This window comes from Pseudovibrio sp. Ad13, from assembly GCF_001623225.1.
Lineage (GTDB): Bacteria > Pseudomonadota > Alphaproteobacteria > Rhizobiales > Stappiaceae > Pseudovibrio.
In genome coordinates this window covers 38,987-59,951 of the sequence record NZ_LMCC01000006.1, presented here as the reverse complement: position 1 = coordinate 59,951, position 20,965 = coordinate 38,987, and the positions used below count along the sequence as shown (strand labels likewise).

The 20,965-nt window shown below is 47.8% G+C and carries 11 protein-coding genes; 7 read left to right on the top strand and 4 right to left on the bottom strand.

Features of this window, described 5'->3' with window-relative positions; all coding sequences use genetic code 11:
* Positions 1 to 14: 14 nt before the first annotated feature.
* From PsAD13_RS09685 to PsAD13_RS09670, 4 genes are all read right to left on the bottom strand, one after another.
* Positions 15 to 452, bottom strand: a complete 438-nt coding sequence (locus PsAD13_RS09685) for a universal stress protein (RefSeq protein ID WP_063318007.1) — start codon at positions 450 to 452, stop codon at positions 15 to 17.
* Positions 445 to 3,048, bottom strand: coding sequence for a TRAP transporter permease (locus PsAD13_RS09680; RefSeq protein ID WP_063318006.1), 2,604 nt, complete (start codon positions 3,046 to 3,048; stop codon positions 445 to 447). Before PsAD13_RS09680 ends, PsAD13_RS09685 begins: the two co-directional genes overlap by 8 nt.
* 85 nt (positions 3,049 to 3,133) lie before the next feature.
* Positions 3,134 to 4,114, bottom strand: a complete 981-nt coding sequence (locus PsAD13_RS09675; RefSeq protein ID WP_063318005.1) for a TAXI family TRAP transporter solute-binding subunit — start codon at positions 4,112 to 4,114, stop codon at positions 3,134 to 3,136.
* Positions 4,115 to 4,178: 64 nt separating this feature from the next.
* Positions 4,179 to 4,853 (bottom strand): GntR family transcriptional regulator, encoded by a 675-nt coding sequence (locus PsAD13_RS09670; RefSeq protein WP_063318004.1) that lies wholly within the window; start codon positions 4,851 to 4,853, stop codon positions 4,179 to 4,181.
* 125 nt (positions 4,854 to 4,978) lie between these two features.
* On the opposite strand from PsAD13_RS09670, the gene PsAD13_RS09665 reads away from it, so the two are divergent.
* The 7 genes from PsAD13_RS09665 (at position 4,979) to PsAD13_RS09635 (ending at position 20,796) form a co-directional block, all read left to right on the top strand.
* Positions 4,979 to 6,154: an FAD-binding oxidoreductase gene (locus PsAD13_RS09665; protein ID WP_063318003.1), complete on the top strand. Its 1,176-nt coding sequence runs from the start codon at positions 4,979 to 4,981 to the stop codon at positions 6,152 to 6,154.
* A 24-nt stretch (positions 6,155 to 6,178) separates the two neighbouring features.
* Positions 6,179 to 7,558, top strand: coding sequence for an FAD-dependent oxidoreductase (locus tag PsAD13_RS09660; protein WP_063318002.1), 1,380 nt, complete (start codon positions 6,179 to 6,181; stop codon positions 7,556 to 7,558).
* Positions 7,559 to 7,696: 138 nt separating this feature from the next.
* A complete protein-coding gene (locus tag PsAD13_RS28490; RefSeq protein ID WP_063318001.1) occupies positions 7,697 to 8,065 on the top strand; it encodes a formyltransferase family protein in 369 nt (122 codons plus the stop codon).
* Positions 8,062 to 8,283: a formyltransferase family protein gene (locus PsAD13_RS28485; RefSeq protein WP_063318000.1), complete on the top strand. Its 222-nt coding sequence runs from the start codon at positions 8,062 to 8,064 to the stop codon at positions 8,281 to 8,283. The genes PsAD13_RS28490 and PsAD13_RS28485 overlap by 4 nt, the downstream gene beginning before the upstream one ends.
* Positions 8,280 to 9,173, top strand: coding sequence for a bifunctional 5,10-methylenetetrahydrofolate dehydrogenase/5,10-methenyltetrahydrofolate cyclohydrolase (locus tag PsAD13_RS09645; RefSeq protein WP_063317999.1), 894 nt, complete (start codon positions 8,280 to 8,282; stop codon positions 9,171 to 9,173). The genes PsAD13_RS28485 and PsAD13_RS09645 overlap by 4 nt, the downstream gene beginning before the upstream one ends.
* A 794-nt stretch (positions 9,174 to 9,967) precedes the next feature.
* Positions 9,968 to 17,311, top strand: a complete 7,344-nt coding sequence (locus tag PsAD13_RS09640; RefSeq protein WP_063317998.1) for an SdrD B-like domain-containing protein — start codon at positions 9,968 to 9,970, stop codon at positions 17,309 to 17,311.
* Positions 17,312 to 17,322: 11 nt separating this feature from the next.
* Entirely contained in the window at positions 17,323 to 20,796 is a 3,474-nt protein-coding gene (locus PsAD13_RS09635; protein ID WP_153040869.1) for a hypothetical protein, read from the top strand.
* Positions 20,797 to 20,965: the final 169 nt, after the last annotated feature.

Sequence of the window (20,965 nt, the reverse complement as noted above, 5' to 3'; positions counted from 1 at the left end):
TTGATGCTGGGATATTACCCCCGCCCTTCTCGTACGACCATAACCGAGCATGGAGCGTGGCGGACTATGCGGGCGGCGTTGGGGCCTAGCAGGTAGTCTTTTAGTTCCGGACGATGAGAAGCCAAGATAATGAGATCGGCATTTAGTGCTTCACGCATCTGCAAAATTTCATCGTAAACAGAGCTATGAGCGATCACGTGTTGCAGTTTGATATTGTCATCACTGACATACTTTGACGTGAAGGTGTGCAATCGCTCGTTGGCAGTTGCGCTGAGACTGGACTTATAGTCCTTAGGAAAATACGAGGCTATAAGTGGGCTGACCGGAGGAACCACACTGAGAAAATGTAGTACCGCCTTGTAATCCTTCGCTATCTGGCAAGTAGTGGCAACGGCTTTTTCACTTACTTCAGGGTGGTCAAGGTCTACAGGTACGAGGATATCGTTATACATAGCTCAAAGCCCCTTCCTTACCTTCATTTCTTTTGCGGCGGCGTAGTTGGAAAAGGACAAGAATACCCAAAATGAGCAGCGTTGGAATGTAGAACCACTCTTTCGCAAAGCGACTGTTAGGCTTGTGTAACTCCAAAACCTCCCAATCGAAATCTATACCCCATTTCTGCGCCGGACTATCAAACGCGACATTGTCCACCCAGACCTTGTCCCCTTCCTCACGGATCATTAGTCCAGTTTGCTCACTCAAGCGCTCTTCTCCGGAAAGACCTTGATCTCCAAGAGGGAAAGCGACAACTTTTTGGACAATATCACCGCTAAAGTTCTCACCTTCCACCAAAAGGCGAAGGTTAGCACCACCCTCAGCGCGCTCTGAGACTTGTAGTATCTGATTGGGGTTCAAGCTCTCAAAGGGTGGCTTGACCGTGTCGAGCAAGAAACCAGGGCGCAGCAAAATAAATGCAACCAATAGGAGTGCAAGCGATTCCCACCTGTAACTTTTCGCAAAGAAGTACCCCTGTGTAGCCGCAGCGAACACCAACATAGCGACTGTGGACATAGTGATGATCAGGATAGCGTAGGGAATGCTGTCCACACCAATCAGAAGCATTTGAGGGTTAAATACAAAGATGAATGGCAGGATAGCTGTGCGCAGACTGTAGTAAAATGATTGTACGCAGGTGCGCATAGGGTCAGAGCGGGCAACTGCAGCCCCGGCAAAAGCATCGACTGCAACAGGCGGCGTTGTGCCAGACATCAGACCGAAGTAAAAGACGAACAAGTGTACGGCGAACAGTGGGATTGTAAGCCCGTTTTGAGCAGCCAGCGTCACTAGGGGTTGGGCCATAACACTTGCCACAACGATGTAGTTTGCTGTTGTTGGCAGGCCCATTCCCAGGACAACACACATCACTGCCGTAAACACCAGCATCAGGACAACATTACCACCTGATACTGCATCGATAATTTGCGTCATCAGCAGACCGAGCCCGGTCAGAGAGACGACGCCAACGATAATGCCAGCAGCAGCCATAGCGATTGCGATGCCGACCATGTTGCGAGAACCGGCTGTCATCCCATCCAACAGGTCGCTGAAGCCTCTCGCAAAAGCATCATTTGATTTGCCTGCCGTTTGAGATCTGAAACGCTGCATTAATGGGCGTTGTGTCAGAATAACAGCAATCATAACGACAATTGCCCAAGAGACGGACAGGCCGGGAGAAAGGCGCTCTACCATTAAACACCAAATCAGAACTCCAATTGGAATGATGTAATAGAGGCCTGCCATGAGCGTAGGCTTTAGTTCCGGTATAGTGACAAGAGGGGCATTAGGGTCATCGATTTCAAGTTCAGGATAACGGGCGGCTATTTTCAAGAGAACAATGTAAAGGATGATCATTGAGACAGCAGCCAAAGGAATAGTTGCCTCGCCTGCGACCAGTTTCAGCAAAGTCGCGAAGCCATAGACAGCACCTGCTACAACAGCAATTGCGCCAAAGCCAAACAGGAAACTCCAAAGAGCCTGCCCTAGCGTGCTTTGATGAAGCTTAGCGAGCACTGGCATGTTGGCTTTTACGGCTTCTAGATGCACAATATAGAACAAGCCGATGTAGCTGATCACGGCAGGGACGAAGGCGTGCAGGACCACATCATAATAGGTGATGCCGACAAACTCCGTCATCAGGAATGCGGCTGCCCCCATAACTGGCGGCATGATCTGTCCATTTATCGAAGATGACACTTCAATCGCACCTGCTTTTTCTCCTGAAAAGCCAATGCGTTTCATCAATGGAATAGTAAATGTGCCCGTCGTGACAACGTTGGCAATCGCAGAGCCTGAAATCAAACCAGTCAGAGCAGACGAAACCACAGCGGCTTTAGCAGGACCGCCCCTTAAGTGCCCTAGGAGCGAAAAAGACAGCTTGATAAAATAGTTGCCCGCACCGGCTTTATCCAACAAAGCACCAAACAGTACGAACAGAAAGATAAACGAGTTTGAGACTCCGAGTGGAAGGCCAAAGACCCCCTCAGTTGTAAGCCACATGTGATCCACATAACGATTGAGACTAAAACCGCGATGCGAAATTAACTCCGGCAGTACAGGGCCCAAGAAAACATAGGAAGAGAAGACGAGTGCTACGACGACAAGCGACAATCCAAGAACACGTCGGGTGAGCTCCAGAAGCATTCCTATCCCGACAAGTGAAATCACCAATTCCTGTGTTGGGCGAATACCCCCAGAACCCTCTACAACGTCCCTGTAAAAAACAACGATGTACAAAGAACATGAGGCCGCAATGATGGCAAAGAGCCAGTCATAAAAGGGAATGTATTTGCGCGGAGATGTAACCAGCGCTGGAAATGTCGCAAACCCAAGAAAAAGCGCAAAAGCCAGATGGATGGCACGTTGCTGTGTGTCGTCAATAAGTCCGATACCAGTCGAAAATGGCAATGGGGATGCCATGTAAAGCTGGTAGAGAGGCCACAACAAGCCCACTGCAAAAATGAGGTATTTGGCAAGCCCGGATGGATCACGTGCACCTGTATCATTTTCAGCAATCAGGTCTTGCAGTTCATTTTGATGTTTTTGGTCCATTCGCCCCTCTCTGGACTAGATGAAAAGACGGGCAACATTCATTGCCCGCCTCTTGCTACTTGTATCGAGTTCAGCTGAGTTGCTGTTACTTGATCAGACCGACTTCACGAAAGTAGCGCTCTGCACCTGGGTGGAATGAAACGGAACGACCGTTCTTGACAGCCCCTTCACGAGTAACGCCGATGTAGAGAGTGGATTGCTTTTTGAAATCTTCGAAGTTATCGAACACAGCTTTGACCATGTTGTAGATCACTTCTTCGTCTGCATCTGCAGAAGCTACCAAGGTCGCAGGCAGCCCCCAGGTCGTACGATCACCTTCCTGGCCGCGATAAGTGCCATCCGGAACAATAGACACGCCGTAATACGGGAACTCTTCGATCATCTTAGCAGTGACTTCATCATTCCAGTTAAGCACTTCTGCATCACAGGTGTTTGTGGCTTCTGTAATTGAAGAAGCTGTGATGCCTGTCGTGTAGAAAAACGCGTCAATCTTACCGTCACACAAGGCTTGAGCCTGCTCGCGAGAGGTCAAACGTGTTGCCTGGCCATAATACTCATCAGCATTAGTTTCATAGCGACCCAAAGCAAAGTTCATAGTTGCTTCTGTGCCAGAACCTGCATTGCCAATGTTTACAACTTTCCCCTTAAGATCTGAGAAATCTTTTGCTTCAGAATCCTTGCGGGCTACAAGATGTGCTGTATCTAAGTGCAAGGAAAAGAGGAAACGTAACTTATCGTTGGCATCGTCTTTCTCAAACTTTGATGATCCCTTGGACGAATGGTACTGCCAATCTGCTTGCGCAATAGCGACGTCCATCTCTCCAGATTGAATTGAACGAAGATTAGCGACAGAGCCACCAGTGGATTCAACAGTACAACGAATGTTGTGATCTTGCGTCTTACGGCTTTTGTTCAGAATGTTACAAATGAAACCGCCCGTTGGATAATACCCGCCACCAATGCCAGCAGTCCCAATATTTACGAACTTACGTTCAGCTGCGATGGCTCCGGTTGCTATTGCAGCCAATGCCCCAGCTGCAACAGTTAGCTTGAAAAGATTTTTCATTGACGTCTCCTCATGATTATTTTTGCACTTGTGCAAGGACCCCTCCCATGGGCCCGTTTCAGAGTTACGCAGTGCGCCGACGAAGGTAGGCAGCGACTTCTTTTTGCGTAGTTTGAATGTGTTTTCGAAGCGTATTTACCGCAAAGGTGCTGTCTTCCCTCGCGCATGCTTCCAGGATCTCATGATGCTCTCGCATTGGGCGATCCAGGCCACTAGCCTCTGTCACCTGTAAGCGCATGTACGGACCAATGCGTTGTTCAAGATCAGAAATCATACCAAGCAAATGCTTGTTGCCGCATGGCTCATAAAGCAACCTATGGAACTGCAAATTGAAATCAGAACAGCGCTCGATGGCTGTTTCTGCGGCGTAGTCATCCAGCAGGGATCTTGCATGCTCCAAATCACGTTCAATCATGTTTGGGATTGCAAGTTCCAATGCCCGGCACTCAAGCGCCAGTCTGATATCAATAAATTGCAGCACATCTTCTGCAGAGAGCTTGCGGACAATCGCGCCTCTTTGAGGTCGAAATTCCACCAATCCTTCAATCTCAAGGCGACGCAATGCCTCTCGCACAGGAATCTTGCTAACTCCGTGTGCAGAGGCAATTTCGTCTTGCCTCAGCGGTCGCCCACCCTCGAGTGTTCCCTTCATGATTTTGAATTTCAAGTCACGATAGATAGGGTCAGCAGCACTACCAGCCTTGATAGGTGTGCTGAGCTCTTCTTGAGCTGAGTTCATCAAATGCTCCGAAATAATACGTATTAGATACTTGCAAAACGTATACGTTTTTGTCAACATCAAATACGTAATACCAATTATCAGGCCCATCCGGGACCTCCACTGCGGAGCACTCAGCAAGAAGAATGAATTACGATATCGTCATTATGGGCGGCGGAATTATGGGGTCTGCCGCTGCATATTTCTTGGCCCGCAGCGGACTAGCTGGGGCTGTCGCGGTTATAGAACCCGATCCTTCATACAAAGAAGCAACAACCCCACAAGGGGCAGGTGGAGTACGCCAGCAGTTCAGTTTGCCCGAAAATATTGCCATGTCGTCTTATAGTCTTGATTTTTATAAGAGATTTGAGTCAAAACTGGCAGATATTCCGGATGTGCAGTCCATCAGTTTTCGCGAGCAAGGATATCTGTTTGTTGTAGGAAAAGATGGCGAGGAAACACTACGCAAGAACGTTGATCTACAAAGTTCGATGGGCGTTACGATACAACTGATGGACAAAGCCGAAACGGCCAGAAAGTTTCCTAGCATCGATCGTCAGGACATCGCACTAACGTGTTACACTCCGGATGATGGTTGGATTGATCCATATGCTGCGCTGCAAGGTTTTCGAAGGGCAGCAGAACACATGGGTGTCACTTACATTTGCTCCAGTGTGACAGACATGCAATGTTCAGGAACAGAGGTTCATTCTGTTGCTCTCGCGGATGGATCTACCATTAACGGCAAGTATTTCATTAACACCGCCGGGCCCTGGGCCAATAAGCTGGCTGAGATGACGGGAGCATCCCTGCCGGTCGTACCGATGTGCCGTGTCCAGCACTTTTGGAAATGTGCCCATGAACTTGAGCCGCTTCCTTTGGTTAAAGATGAAAGCGGTATGTTCTTTAGGCCTGAGGGAGATGGATTTGCTGGCGGGCGACCAAGCTTTGATATTGCTCCAGGGTTTATTGATGACATTTACTCCGGCTTTTTCGCCAATTACTTTGAAGAGGTCATCTGGCCCATGATGGCCAGTCTTGTGCCCAAATTCGAAGCAATCAAGCTACAACGGAGCTGGGCAGGACATTACGCACAAAACCTGTTGGATGGAAACATGATCATAGGCAAGTATTCGCCTGGACATGAAAACCTCATTACGGCCTGCGGCTTTTCCGGACATGGCATTATGCATGCACCGGCGGTGGGAAGAGCCCTGGCTGAACTTGCTCTCAATGGCTCTTACCAAACGCTGGATTTGACGCGCATGGAGATGAGCCGAGTTCATAAGAATGAACCTTATGCCGAAGTCGGCATCAAATAGTCCATACGAAAAGAATTCAGAAAAATGACACAACACTCAGCAGAGGTCGCTATCATTGGTGCTGGCATCGCCGGTATCGCAACTGCTTATTATCTGGCCGAACACCACAACATCACCAACATGCTCTTAATCGAACAAGGCCAGCCAATGGCATTCACATCGGCTCAGTCAGGTGAGAACTATCGCAATTGGTGGCCGCATCCAAGCATGGTGGACTTCACCAACCATTCTATTGATTTGATGGAAAAAATCGCTCGCGATAGCAACAACCGCTTGCATATGAACCGACGCGGTTATGCGTTGGCGACCCGCCGAACTCAGGTAGACGATTTGGTAGAGCAAGTTCGTTATGGGTACGACAATAAACATGACGATTTGATCCGTTTCCATGGCTCCTCGGACAGTGTGTCCTACAAATTTGCTGAAAAGCCAGATTGGGAATCAGCTCCCGACGGCGTGGATGTAATGCAGAATCAGGACCTGATCCGCAGAGCATTCCCTTCCTTCTCGGAGGAGATTCAAACTGTTTTGCATATTCGTCGTGGTGGGGACATCTCCGGCCAACAGATGGGGATGTATATGCTGGAAAAATACAGAGCTCAGGGAGGACGGCGCCTCACTGGTATGGTCAAACAAATAAATCAGCAAGATGGGTTTGAGCTTGAGATCGAAACCGGTGAAGGCCTTACGCGTGTCAAAGCAGAGAAAATTGTCAATGCTGCAGGACCATTTGCGGGTAAGATTGCAGAAATGATCGGAGAGACTCTTCCTGTTTACAATACTTTCCAGCAAAAGATTGCATTTGAAGACGTAGAAAAAGCCATTCCCCGCAACCTGCCTTTTTCAATTGATCTGGATGAGCAATTTATCGACTGGTCTGAAGATGAAAAGGATTGGCTAGCTGGTGATGATGAGTACAAGTGGCTGACTGAGCAAATGCCCGGCGCTATCCATTGTCGACCGGATGGCGGTGACAATGGCAGTTGGTTGAAACTGGGCTGGGCCTACAATGAAACCCCTCAGAATGTAGCATGGGAACCAGTGTTGAATGATCAGTTTCCAGAAATTGTCTTGCGCGGGGCCGCCCGCCTCAACCCGTCGTTGAAGGCTTACTACGATAAGCTACCTCGAAACATGACCCATTATGGCGGTTGGTACACAATGACTGAAGAAAACTGGCCGCTGATAGGACCAATGGGAGAAAGCGGTGCTGAAAAAGGCGCATTCATGGTTGCTGCACTATCCGGATTTGGCACAATGGCAGCCTGCGCATCAGCGGACCTGGTCGCAAAGTGGGTAGCTGAGGACGGAAAACCCAAATACGCCAGTGATTTCTCGCTAGAACGCTACCAAAATGCACCGCTTTTGGCTGAGTTGAAAGAAGCTAGCAAAGGCGTTTTGTAGCCACATTACCATCAATAATGCGGGTGGGCTCCAAAGGTTTCCACTAGAGCCCCTTTTTGCTCGCTTTACAAGTTATCAGATGCTTTCAAAGCTGAAATTTCGCTGGAAGACACGGCTCGTGTTATTCCAACGATCCTGATGGTTCCAAAGTTTGACCACTGCCTGATTGATATTCTGTATCGCGTTCAAACCGGCAAACTGCCAATTGAGATCAAGGCCGTTGTTTCAAAACACTCCAACAGCCGTGCTGATGTTGAACGACTGGGTATTCCGTTTTACCTGTGGCCAGTCAATAAAGAAAGCAAAACTGAGCAGGAAGCCAAGCTTGATGAGCTGATTGAACGCACTGGAGCGGAGTTGGTGGTTCTGGCTCGTTACATGCAGATCCTGTCAGACCAGCTTAGCTCCAAACATTTTGGTAAGATCATCAATATTCACCACTCCTTCTTACCTGCGTTTAAAGGTGCGATGCATTATAACCTAACCGGGCATGAGAGCGTGGTGTGAAGCACATTGGTGCGACTGCGCACTACGTGACACCTGATCTGGACGAAGGTCCTATCATTGAACAAGATGCAGAGCGCATCAGCCATGCAGAAACCCCAGCAGAACTTATTCGTCGTGGGCAGGATATTGAAGCACGCGTCCTCGCTCGCGCCTTGAAGCTTCATGCTGAAGGTCGCGTGTTCATCCATGGCAATCACACAGTGATCTTCCAACAATGACTCAGGCACAAATCATCTGCGGCAAAACCCTTGCCGCAGTTATTGATGAGGAAGTTAAGGAGGCTGTTGCCTCCTTGTACACCAGCTTTGGCAAAACACCTAAGCTAACGGTAGTGGTTGTTGGAGATGATCCAGCAAGCACAATCTACGTCAACAACAAGGTCAAGCGTTGCCGTAAAGTTGGTATCGAAAGCCAGAAACTAGCGCTTGATGCCAACATCACTCTAGCTGACCTCACTCAAGTCATTCGTGACCTAAGTGCAGAGCCTGAAACCCATGGCATATTGTTGCAGCTGCCCTTGCCCAATGGCATGAATGCACGCAAAATCCTGCATGAAATTGCCCCTGAAAAGGATGTCGATGGCTTTCACCCACTTAATTTCGGAAACTTTATGGCGGGGGCACAGGATGCACTGGCTCCTTGCACACCTCAAGGCTGCCTGCGCCTCTTAAAGACGGTGATCGACGACTTTCATGGAAAGGATGCGACTGTTATTGGGTGCTCCAACATTGTTGGGAAACCTATGGCGGAGCTTTTGCTTCAGCAAGGCTGTAGCGTCACCTCAGTTCACCACCTTAGCCACGATATCGAAGGTAAAGTTCGCGCTGCAGACATTATCGTGGCCGCAGCAGGGTCTCCGCATTTGGTGAAAGCCAATTGGGTGAAGCCCGGTGCCGTAGTGATTGACGTTGGTATTAATCGCCTGCGTGATTTAGGTAACGGAAAATCTGGTATCGTCGGTGATGTGGATTTCGGTGCAGTAAGTAAAATTGCAAGCGCCATCACTCCTGTTCCAGGAGGCGTTGGGCCTTTAACGATCTCTTATTTGCTGGTCAATACTGTCCGAGCGTTTGCTCACCAAATCGGAGCCAATGAACTTCAGCTTTGATGTACAACACCGCACACTTTGGCGAATTTCGCCAAAGTGTGCGGTGTTGACCATTAGCCGTCATTCACTTCAAGTTTAGATGGTCTGATCAATGACATTGATAAACCTTAAGTTGATAGTGTCGATCTGTGTCGTCTGAAATTTGGCTATAGCAAGTTAAACGATCTCAGGGCTGCAAGAGACGAGCAGATTTTCTGCATACCAGTTGCCAAAATACTCGCTAATATTATGCGTCTGAAGTCCTTGGTGTTTTGGCTGTAATGAACTACCTGAGGTCAGCATCTCTAGATGTGTATCGGCTTATAAGTGCAGTTAACAATCTCCTATCCATTAAGCTTCGAGAGCCTTGCCTTTTTCTAGGCCTTGATAAACCAAAGCTAATGTATCTCGAGCTAGCAGATCTAAACCATTAGCGGCCTACCACGTTGGAAGGGGAAGTGGGATAACTCTGCATTTGCTTTCAGCATCTAATGCCCTCTAACCACTAGTTAACATCAGGCCTACCTCCCAAAATCAAAACTTAATATCCACATTGCATTTGTCGATATGTCTCAAATTCGGTCATTGCAAAGCCTTCATAGTTAACGACTTGTCTCAAGTGGTTAATCTCACTAACTCATTGTTTAATTGTAATAATTTACAACATACAATTTTAGCCAAAATGAATGTAACTCTAGGAAGAGATATTTCTCGTGAGAATTGCTCATTACGGCTATTTGAAGTGCTTTGTTCCATTATTTCAGCTTTTTTCGGCAGCTTTGCTATTGAGCGGTATATCTGTTCAGGCGGCGCCAATGGACACTTATGACTGGGTTCTGAACGTTAAGGACAATGCAGAGTCTGCCGGAGGAAGTACACCGAAAGCCGGCGACTACTTTTCATACGAAATAACCGTCACAAATGAGCCGACTGACAGCGAAAACAGAGCGGCACCTGTTACGCAAATTAATCTCACAGTTCCGACGGCGATACAACTTGTGGAAGTCTCGGGGTTAATCTGCGGGAGTACATTGCCGGTTGATGGACCGAATGTTGTTTCCTGTACTGTGCCCTCTCTGGTGGCTTTTGAAAGCAACTCATTTACTGCCACAATGCGTGCCAATGAGGCGTATAGCTCGTCACGTATCATCAATTTTTATTCTGAAATTCCTACCGTCAATGACCCTGTTGTAGATAACAACTCTCATTCGGAGCCGACAACAATCGCGGCGGGGCCCGGAATTGTCGTCCCTGATGAACCAGACCAAACCGATTTGGCACTCTCTGTGAGCGGGCCAGCTTCAGCCGCATCGACAACCGAAGTAAGTTATACCTTTACAACGACCAACAGAGGGCCTGATGCAGCGAATAAATGGGAACTCGCTGTTCCAATTGTAAACGGTTTACATTTCACGAGTTTGCCATCCGGCTGCGGTCTCGTGGCGGACAGATATAGTTGTACATTTTATAGCAATATTGTTCCCAGTACCGAAAGTGACCCAGATCCTTCCAAACATACGGCCGTGTTTACTGGGATTGTGACTCAAGCCGACGGTCCTGCTGGTTCAGAGCCGAGTATTACAATTTCTGGTACTGTTGAAGCGCCACGAGATGAAGATGTTGTTGATGGCAACAATACTGCTTCTACAACGACTGCCGTCTCATTGGGAACAGACGTTTCTGTATCTGCCTCTGCAAATGGCACAGCTGTATTGGGCCGTACCAATGAATTAACAATCACCTCTGCTTACAAGGGGGATAGTCCAGAAGGCCTCGAAATTCGAACCGTTATTCCAGAAGGCTATGGGATCTCAGGCACAGGCTGGACCAGCCCAACGGGAGGTTGGGCTTGCTCGTTATCTGGCAGGGAGTTTGCTTGTCAGAGACCTCACCTAGGTTTGTCGAGCAGTGTAACGAACATTGATTTGGGCTCAGTCGTGTTTGATCTTGAAGTACTCGATGATCCTTCCGCGCTGACATATAGGATCCAAGAGGATGTTGACACCAGCGTAACAATCACCTCAAGCGGCCCAGCAGATTTAGACACGACGAACAACACAGCCAGCATTCGCCAAGACTTGCAGCGGCCCAATGTTTCACTGTCAATCAGAAAATCTGCCTCAGATAACAGCGGTGTGCTTGCTGCGAATGACCATGTCGTGGTCAGCCAGCCGGGTAATGAGCTGGATTACACTTACAGCATATCTGTTAGGAACACTGGTAATATCGAGTTCATTGAAAATGCTGATTATACCGTTGGGGAAGTCTTCGAAGACAAGATTATCGTTACAGATAGCCTACCTGCAGGTGTGGAGTATCGTGGTTACACAGGTTCAGATTGGACATGCTCACCTGCGGCCTCTCCATCTGCGCCGCTAAATGCTCCAAACCTGACGTGTTCTATAGATTATTCTGGAGCGCCTCTTCCCAAAGGAGGATCCGCACCAACTCTGACGTTGGATGTGAGATTTACGCAGGAAGGTGACATCACTAATACCGCATCTGCTCACGCTCAAACCTGGCCGGACGGTGATGACACTGATGATGTTACAGTAGCAAGCTACATAGTCCCTAACACTGCTGACATAACCGTCGATACTCGCGTTCTAGTTAATCCGGTAGCGACCGGAGATGAGCAGACAGTTGTGCTGGAAGTTATCAATAACGGAAGTGGTACATCCAAAAATATACTTGTTACCGATACTTTCACCCACCTCTTGAATAGTGGTGTTGGAAATTCGGGAGATGGCCTTCAAAGCTTTGTTGTTACAAGCGGTCCTCATGCTACAGGCTTTGATGATGCTGACTGTAGTCTTACAAGTACGGGCACACGTTCTCAGCGACTTACGTGTACCATTGAAAGCTTGGCTCAGTGTACAGCTGGCGCAGATTGTCCTGTAATTACAGTAAAAATATTGCCAGGTGACGGGCCATCTGCATCCCCAAATACACTTAGTAATAATGTCAGTGCTGTGGGACGCGATGTTCCAGATACTGTACCAAACAATCAAGACGCGAGTGTAAATTACACAACGCTTGAGCGTACTGATATTGAGGTTGGTATTACAGCATCTGCCTCATCGCCGATTGCCGGGCGTGAGTATTTTTATCAAGTCAGCGTTAGGAATCCGACCTCCAGCAGGTACTTAAACGCAGCAGACCACTCCATTGTCACTCAAACACTCCCTGCTGGCGTGCTTTTCAAACGTGTATCTGGTGCAACGTGCAGCACAGCGCCTGCAGCCGATGAATTGATCTTGGCGGGAAGTAATGATCAGCTGGTGTGTGATCTTGGAACTATTCCAGCAGGAGCAACTGAGACCATAAATGTCTACTTTGAGACAATCGAAAAAACTTCCGACTTCAGCCTCGTAACATCTGCTTTGGTGACGACCAGTACTCTGGACCTGGATTCAGCCAATGACGAGACTTCTTTGACGACTACGCAGAAAGCCAATCCTGACTTTGATCTGATTGTAAACAGTCAGGATGACGTCGATCCGATCGACATCGGTAGTACAATGCACTTTGATGTAACTGTTCGCAATGCCGGTCCGTCCTTTGCTGAAAATGTGACAATAACTTATGCGCTTCCAGCGGATCATTTGACCTATCAAGCAGTTGATCCAGACGGCGCATCCTGCCCGACGCCACCTGCCATCGGCTCCAAAGGGCAAAATTTGATTTGTACATTCGAGCGTATCAATAGCGGAGAGACAAAGCTTCTCAAGATTACGGCAGAAGCGGTTTCAAAAGGGCAAACGTCCAGTACTGCAACACTTTCATCAACTGCTATTTCAAATGGGGTTGATCGGCTTGCAGGTAACAATACAGAAGATGAAACAACAACTGTGCGCACCCGTGTTGATGGTGAAGTGTTCAGTAAAACTCCAAGTCTTGCGAAAGTAGATCTACGCGAACCGTTTGATTATACGATTATCATGAAGTTTGCCTCGGCAGCCCAATTTCAGGAAGCCGATGATGTAGTGATCAAAGATACACTTCCATCTAATATGTACTTTGTGGGTGGCAACGCTGTTACCCCTATCATCTCTGTTACCTCCGGGACTGCAAGCAACAATAGCTGTGTAGTGGCCTCGAATGCCAGATCCTTTGAATGTTCGTTGGGCACCGTTCAAAAAGGATCTGAAATCGCGATTACTTTCCCAGTCTACGCTGATAACATTTCATCCTTCCCAAAGACGTTGACTAACACCGCTAAGCTCGAGACAAGTTCTCGCGATGTCGACAACAACAACAACACAAAAACAGGCAATGTTATCGTTGTTGGCTCATCAATTTCAGGCAATGTCTTCATGGACTTTGGGGATGATGGAGACAACTTTGATGACCCAGATCCTCGCAACGTAAATGATAAAGGTGCTGGTGGTATCACGATTACTTTGTCCGGCACCGCATTTGACGGCGAAGCTGTATCAAAGACGATAACGACCGATGCGAATGGTGATTACACGTTTAGTCATCTTCAACGAGGGACATACGCTGTAAGCAGGCAAGATGTTTCCGGAAGCAAGTTCCTGCTTGATAAGCTTTCCTTTGTCGGGGAAGTGCAGGAAAATGGTACCAGTACTCCAGTACATACATCTATACCTGCCGACAACGGGATTGCATCAGGAGTTCGCGAACTCTCAGTGATCAAACTGGCGAAAGACTCCAAAGCGGTAAACTACAATTTCTCGGTCTTGCCGCAGGCCCGTATTGGTATCGCACTGGACGAGTATTCGACATCCTATCCTCAAATAAGAGAAGATGGCTCTTTCGTAACTCGACTTGTCATGCGGTTGGAGAATTTTAGTGATGAACCTATTGAAAATGTTAGCATTTCATTGCCTCTCAACGGTGTAGAGCCACGATTTGGAAACCATACTGTTCTGGGAGCTCCACTAACAGACACACTTGCGGCGGGCAGTTTTACAATTACTGCAGCACCGCAAGATAGTCTCGTTTCCTCAAGTTCAGCGAGCGGTTGTGGTGGATATAATGCCGCTTACAATGGTCAGGGTGATGCATCTGTTCTCAGTGGCATTGCAATAGGAGCAAAGGCCCGTTGCGACGTGGAAGTTCAGGTGAGAGTTCAACCTATACGGCCAGGACCATCATCCTATCCCAATCCATATCAACTACAAGCAACGGTTGCTGCAGAAGGTCAGTTCTCTGATCAGATTGATACAACCTACAACTTGCTCACGGATTTAAGTGATAACGGTAGCAATCCTGATCCAGATAGTGACAACAACCCGACGGAAGACACCGAAAAAGACCCTACTCCTGTTGCTCCGAGTTATCGCTCAAAGCTTGCTTTGATTATGTCGGCGACACCAAGTTGGAACACCGGCACCGAAGTGGCAAAAGTTGGTGATACTATAACGTACGAGTATGAAATTTATTCCAGAAAGGGATCTAGCTCCAGTTCAAAAGGTAATATCAGCCTTCAGAACATTGCGATTGTAGACAGTAAAACCGGTCTGATTTTAACTGGTTCACCTCTGGCTCAAAAATTACCGGGTGATAGCGCGATAAACTCGGGATACACAGGCGTCTACACATTGACGCAGGATGATATCGAAGCAGGAGAAGTGGTTCATTCATCGAGTGTAACGGCGACTGATGTCTACGGTTTCACTCTTGATGATGTATCAGGTACAGCTGTTTCAAATAACACGCCATTGACGACACCTTTAACGCGCAGACCTGAAGTCGCGTTAGTTGCGGTTCCTGATGCCGGCTTGATTAAGAACCCAACTGAGGTGGGAGATAAAGTACTCTACACTTACAACATCAAAAACACTGGAAACGTGATTTTGAAAAATGTCCGTGTGACGGACACTCGATCTAATGTTGAAGGTCTGAGCTCAGTTGCAATTTTAGAAATTCAACCTGGTGCAGAAGTCCTTTCTGCATTCACCGCAAGTTACCCGGTCACACAAAGCGATCTGGATGCCCTTAAAATCATAAACACTGCACAAGTCGAAGCTGAGGCAGTGACTGCACCGAGTGTGACAGATGTCGTGGGAACCGCCTACACTAATGATGGCCCGGTTGAAACTCCGTTGTACATCGCACCAGAAATTGACCTTGTCCTAACAGCTGATACCTCTGAGTTAACACAGAGCATTGCAAAAGCAGGTGAGAAGCTTGTCTACCACTACGCAGTGACAAACAAGGGGAGTGTAACACTCACAAACGTTACTATCTCCAATGCACTAACTGGGGTTGCTCTGACTGGAGGCCCGATCACTCTCGCTCCTTTGCAGACAGATACAGGTAGCTTTAGAGGCGAATACTTGCTGACGAATGCAGATGTTGCAGCACAGTCAGTTACAAACTCTGCGACGACAACAGGCAGTTATGGCAGCCCGGTGTTAACGGTTGACGATACCGATACCAAGACGACTAGCATTGTCTTTATTGAAGCAAACTCAGAAGTTCCATGGTCGTTTACGACTGATGGTGGAACAACCTCAAGTGTTCTAGCTTCTGACCTGATCGGGACCGATCCTGCAACTTTGACCAATGCGAACTTGAGCATTGTTAGCAAGGCAGCAGAACTCACTCTCGATACAAGTAACGCCACCATTAAATTGGCATCAGGCAGTGCGGCTGGAACATATCAACTCACTTACCGTATCTGCCGAAAGGATAATCCGACTGTATGCGCAGAAGCGACAGAGACTGTTATTCAAGCACCAATTGATGCAATTGAAGCGACTGTAACCCATGAACTAATTGACGATGGCGATGGTTTTGATGGTCTTGGCGATACGGTTCATTACACCGTAACCATTGAGAACAAGGGAAATACAGAAGTACGCAACCTTTCGTTTTCTGACACGTTTAAAACGCTCGAGAATGAAGATGTACTGCTGCTTGATAGTGGGCCAACCTTTGAAAACGCATCGCTCGGTTCGGCAGTAGGTGTTTTGCAGCGTGGGGAGATTGCAACCTACAAAGCGACGTATGATCTGACGGTTCTTGCGATTGATGAAGGTGGCGTTTCTTATCAGGTACTCGCGACAGGACTACCGGTATATCCAGCAGGAGCAGGCACACCAGCTCATATAGATGACCTGTCTGATGATGGAGATGACGTTGATGGAAACATCGTTGATGACCCAACTCAGCTCCTGCTTGCACCCGTTGTTGATGAGAGTGGTCTGAGCCTGAGCAAAACCACATCCAGCAATGTGGTCATGCGTGGAGCTGTTGTTCCTTACACCTTGAAAATCATCAACCATCTGCCGGTTTCGGCAGGACCGATAGACTTGGTTGATATTTTGCCTGCGGACTTCGTGTTTGTGGAAGGTTCAGCGAAACTGGATGGGGTCAAGGCATTTCCTGATGTTGAAGGTCGGATCGTGACTTTCTCAGGCTTTAAGGTTTCGCCTAAAGCGACGGTTGTTGCCACGTTATCTGCCCGAGTTCTCGTAACTGCTGATGTGGGAGATCATACAAATGTTGGGCGATTAAGAAACTCTCAGACTGGTGAGCTTCTTGGAAGGCAGGCAGAGGCAACAGTCTCAATCCTTCCAGAGCATGTGTTTGACTGCGGTGATGTCTACGGCAAAGTGTTTGATGACATAAACCGCGACGGATATCAGAACCCACCTCAAGATGATGTCATTGAGTACGGGATACCTGCAGTAAAAGTCACGGGAGTTGATGGAACCGTCATTACGACAGATGAGCACGGTCGCTTCCACGTGGCCTGCGCTATGCTCCCGAAAGATCGTGGTTCAAACTTCATCTTGAAGCTGGACACACGAACACTTCCTGCCGGCTATCGCGTCACGACTGAAAACCCGCGAGTTGTACGTCTGACACCCGGTAAGATGACAGAGCTGAATTTTGGTGCAACACGCGCTCCTGTGAGCAAAATTGGATTGAATGCCGATGGTTTCATCAACGGGAAACCATCTAATCTACTCAAGAAAGCTTTAAGTGGATTGGCCGAAAACTTGGCTTACGGGCCTGTACATTTTGAACTCACTTATTTTCTGTCGGAAAAGAAGGACTCTCGGGAAACTGTTGAGGCTCTTGCTCATTTAAACCGCGTAGAGGCTTATCTGTCCGACCTTTGGACGGAACGCGGTGAAGAGACCCCGACCTTTGAACAATCACTTTCCCAAAAAAGCAATTGATGGCGGCCGATATGAGAATTGTAAATCAAGGCACAAGAGTGCCAAAACTAATTCAATCTGTGTCGGTTATAGCTGTAGCAACACTTCTTAGTAATGCAGCTTTTGCGCAAAATGCACTGGACGATGATCTGTCAGCCCAAGGCTTTTCAATTTCTATGGCGGGAGCAGAAGAGCCGAAACCAAACAAAAAAAATGATCGTGAGATTGATCTTCAAACAGTTGGAGTTCCGGCACGAATTCAGGTGAAATTCGAAGGTATTAATCCTGTTCGGACACTCGGTGCCAAGGTGCAGAGTAAGCACAATGAGAACCATGCAGGAGAGACAGTCGTCTTCTCTACTTCGGCTAATTATCCCGCTTTCATAAACAGAGCTGAAATTCGCATATTTGAAAGTACGTCGCGTCAAAACAAGTTGCTCGAGATTGTTCCGGCACCGGTCAATGGTACTGTCAGGTGGAAGCCTCCCATCGCCAGAAAGGATGCTCTGCGTTACGTTCTGCGAGTTTATGACGAGAAGGGGCGATATGACGAAAGCTATGCGCACTCAGTTTTTGAACCTGAAACTGCGCTTAAAACAACTAATGTGCCTTCTGAGAGCAAACGTGATGGAACCATCCGACAAAGGTACATACCTCTTCAGGGTGGCGTCGTAACCGTTTTTGGAACTGCTGATGCTGGTGAGCCAGTAACTGTAACGAATGAAAGTGTGCCTGCCAGTGAGAATGGCGCCTTCTCTGTTACAAGAAACCTTCCAGCTGGCACAGCTTTGGTTGAAGTGGGCTACAGCTCTCAAGGGAAACGAGAGTCATTGATCCGTCCCATTGAGATCCCTGCATCTCAGTGGCACTACGTTGGAATTCTTGATATTACCGCAGGACATCGGATTGAGGATCAGCAATCAAGCAACACACCTGATTTCGAACGAAACTATATAGATGGTCGTGTTGCTTATTATGTCTCTGGTAAGACACAAAGCGGTTGGTCAATCACGTCATCAGCTGATACTGGCGAAGGTGATATTGAGGAAATCTTCCAGCAATTGGATAAAAAAAATCCAACATCTGTGCTGGATCGCCTTTCAGATGATGACTTATATCCGACCTATGGTGATGATAGCAGCAGCTATGACGATACACCGACCTCGGGCAGAGTGTATTTGCGGGCTGAAAGAGGCGATACGCGTGCACTTTGGGGAGACTTTAAAACTGATGTATCGAGCGGTGGACTACTTTCCAATACCAGAAGTCTCTATGGTGCAGAGATTAGAACCGCTTTGCCTGCCCGCACCCAAAACGGTAAGTCCCGACTGAATGTCGTCACTTATGCTGCGCAACCAGAAACTCTGCCACAGACGGATATTCTGAGAGGAACTGGTGGCTCTGTTTACTTCCTCTCTCGTCAGGATGTGAATGGGCAATCAGAAACCGTCATAATTGAAGTGGTTGATCCCGATACCAGTCGTGTCATTGCAACAAAGGCGTTGCAGGTTGGTGAAGATTACCAGCTGGATTACCTGCAAGGTGTAATCACACTTTCTGAACCATTGAGCTCAGCTTCATCAGTGGGAAATCTTATTCCATCCGCAGGTGGTGATTACGACGTAAATCTGGTCGTGCAATATGAATATACTCCAACAACCGGTGATATTGACGGCTTCTCTCTAGGAGGTCGGGCAGAGGCTTGGTTGACCGATCAACTGCGATTCGGTGTAACAGGAATGAAAGAGAGCACTGGCACTGCTGATCAGAAAATGGTCAGCACGGATCTGCGATTCGAGTTTGCGCCACGCAGTTTTATCGAGGCTGAAGTCGCGCAAACAGAAGGACCTGGATTTGGTCGAACCGTCTCGTCGGATGGCGGATTGACACTTGCAGATGAGGTTGCTGCTAATGGAGATCAAGCAAACGCTTATCGTATTGATAGTCAAATAGACTTTGTAGACTTGAACCTGAAACAAAAAGGGGCGTTAGATCTTTACTTTGAGCGTATTGAGGCAGGTTTCACGACGTTGAATAAGAGCATTACCAAAGATCAGGTTTTGATTGGCGGGAAGCTATCTGTTGAACTGAGTGAGAGCAGTAAACTGAGTGCTGCTGCAGAAAACTTCCAGGAACATCGGGGTGACTACAAGCGAAGTGGTAAACTTGTTGTCTCGCATGAAATGAGCGCGCGTTGGTCTGTTGATGCTGGAATTGAATATCAAAACAAGAAAAGCATTGGAGACGAGGATGCAACAGGCAAACGCACAGACGCAAATGGTCGACTGACCTATCAACCAACAGAAACATTCAAAACCTGGTTGTTAGGACAAGCAACTGTGCACCAAAGCGGTGGTTTGTCGCGTGATGACCGCGTTGGCGCAGGTGCAGAGTGGCAAATCAGCGAAAAACTGACAGTTGCAGCAGAGCTCTCAGATGGAACGACTGGTCTGGGAGCAACATCCCGATTGACCTATGCGCCCACTAAGGACCAAGAGATTTATGTTGGTTACACGCTGGATCCAACGCGTAGCCTCGATGGTTATGATCTCCACGGACGTGATAATGGAAAGATTGTTGTTGGTTCCAAAACCAAGCACTCGGAGAAGCTCAGTTCTTATGGTGAGACAACTTTTGACTTGTTTGGTGAGCGTTATGCTTCAACCCGTACTACTGGTGTAACCTACAAGCCGACAGCACTTTGGAGTGTGAGCGGGACCGTTGAAAGCGGTGTAGTCCGCGATAAGCACAACGGTGATATTGATCGAGATGCATTCTCTTTGGGGGCTTCTTACAAGGAAGAGAAACAGTTCAGTTCTAATGCCCGGTTTGAATATCGGCGAGATCGCGGTGACGACCGGGATGAAGAGGCGGACACCTATGCTGTCAAAGCAGGTTTTGGCTACAGCAAAAATGTAAATGCGCGTTTGCTTGGAAATCTCAACGCATTAATCTCTGGAAGTCGGGGGGATAGCATTCGTGACGGAGAATACGTTAAAGGGACACTGGGATACGCTATACGCCCAACGCTGAGCGAGCAATTCAATTTACTGTTCAAGTATTCCTACCTTCATGACTTGCCGGGAGCAGACCAAGTTACCTTTAATGGCTCTGATGAGGGAGACGCACAGCGTAGTCACGTGGTTTCAGTCGATCTTGACTATGACTTAACCTCAAGCCTTACTCTTGGTGGCAAGTATGGCTACCGTATTTCTGAAGTTGCTCAAAGAGGAACAAATGATTTCGACGCTTCCTCTGCGCATTTGGGGATCGCACGTCTCAACTGGCATCTGGTGAAGAACTGGGACGCAATGCTTGAAGCCCGAGTTATGTATGGCGTTGAAACTGAGACAGTCGCTACAGGCGCACTGTTTGGTGCATATCGACACATAGGTGAGAATTTAAAGTTGGGGGTCGGTTACGAATGGGGGCAAGTCTCCGAAGATCTGACAGATTTGGATTATCGTAACTCCGGCGTTTTCGTAAACCTGATTGCAAAGCTCTGATGTAGTTGAAAAGTGAGTTTTGCAGCTCTGTAACCTGAAGTATTCAGAGCCCCTTTGTTGAAGAAAACAAACACGACATAGAGATAAATTTTCCGATAAATTAAATTAAAATTTGATTAATCGGAAAATTTCGCGATAGTAATGACCCATATGATTTTCTGGGTTTGAA

Coding starts and splice junctions, on each gene's coding strand:
- PsAD13_RS09660 (WP_063318002.1), top strand. CDS start 6,179: ATGACACAACACTCAGCAGAGGTCGCTATCATTGGTGCTGGCATCGCC.
- PsAD13_RS09675 (WP_063318005.1), bottom strand. CDS start 4,114: ATGAAAAATCTTTTCAAGCTAACTGTTGCAGCTGGGGCATTGGCTGCA.
- PsAD13_RS09680 (WP_063318006.1), bottom strand. CDS start 3,048: ATGGACCAAAAACATCAAAATGAACTGCAAGACCTGATTGCTGAAAAT.
- PsAD13_RS09640 (WP_063317998.1), top strand. CDS start 9,968: ATGGACACTTATGACTGGGTTCTGAACGTTAAGGACAATGCAGAGTCT.
- PsAD13_RS09670 (WP_063318004.1), bottom strand. CDS start 4,853: ATGAACTCAGCTCAAGAAGAGCTCAGCACACCTATCAAGGCTGGTAGT.
- PsAD13_RS09685 (WP_063318007.1), bottom strand. CDS start 452: ATGTATAACGATATCCTCGTACCTGTAGACCTTGACCACCCTGAAGTA.
- PsAD13_RS09635 (WP_153040869.1), top strand. CDS start 17,323: ATGAGAATTGTAAATCAAGGCACAAGAGTGCCAAAACTAATTCAATCT.
- PsAD13_RS28490 (WP_063318001.1), top strand. CDS start 7,697: ATGGTTCCAAAGTTTGACCACTGCCTGATTGATATTCTGTATCGCGTT.
- PsAD13_RS09645 (WP_063317999.1), top strand. CDS start 8,280: ATGACTCAGGCACAAATCATCTGCGGCAAAACCCTTGCCGCAGTTATT.
- PsAD13_RS09665 (WP_063318003.1), top strand. CDS start 4,979: ATGAATTACGATATCGTCATTATGGGCGGCGGAATTATGGGGTCTGCC.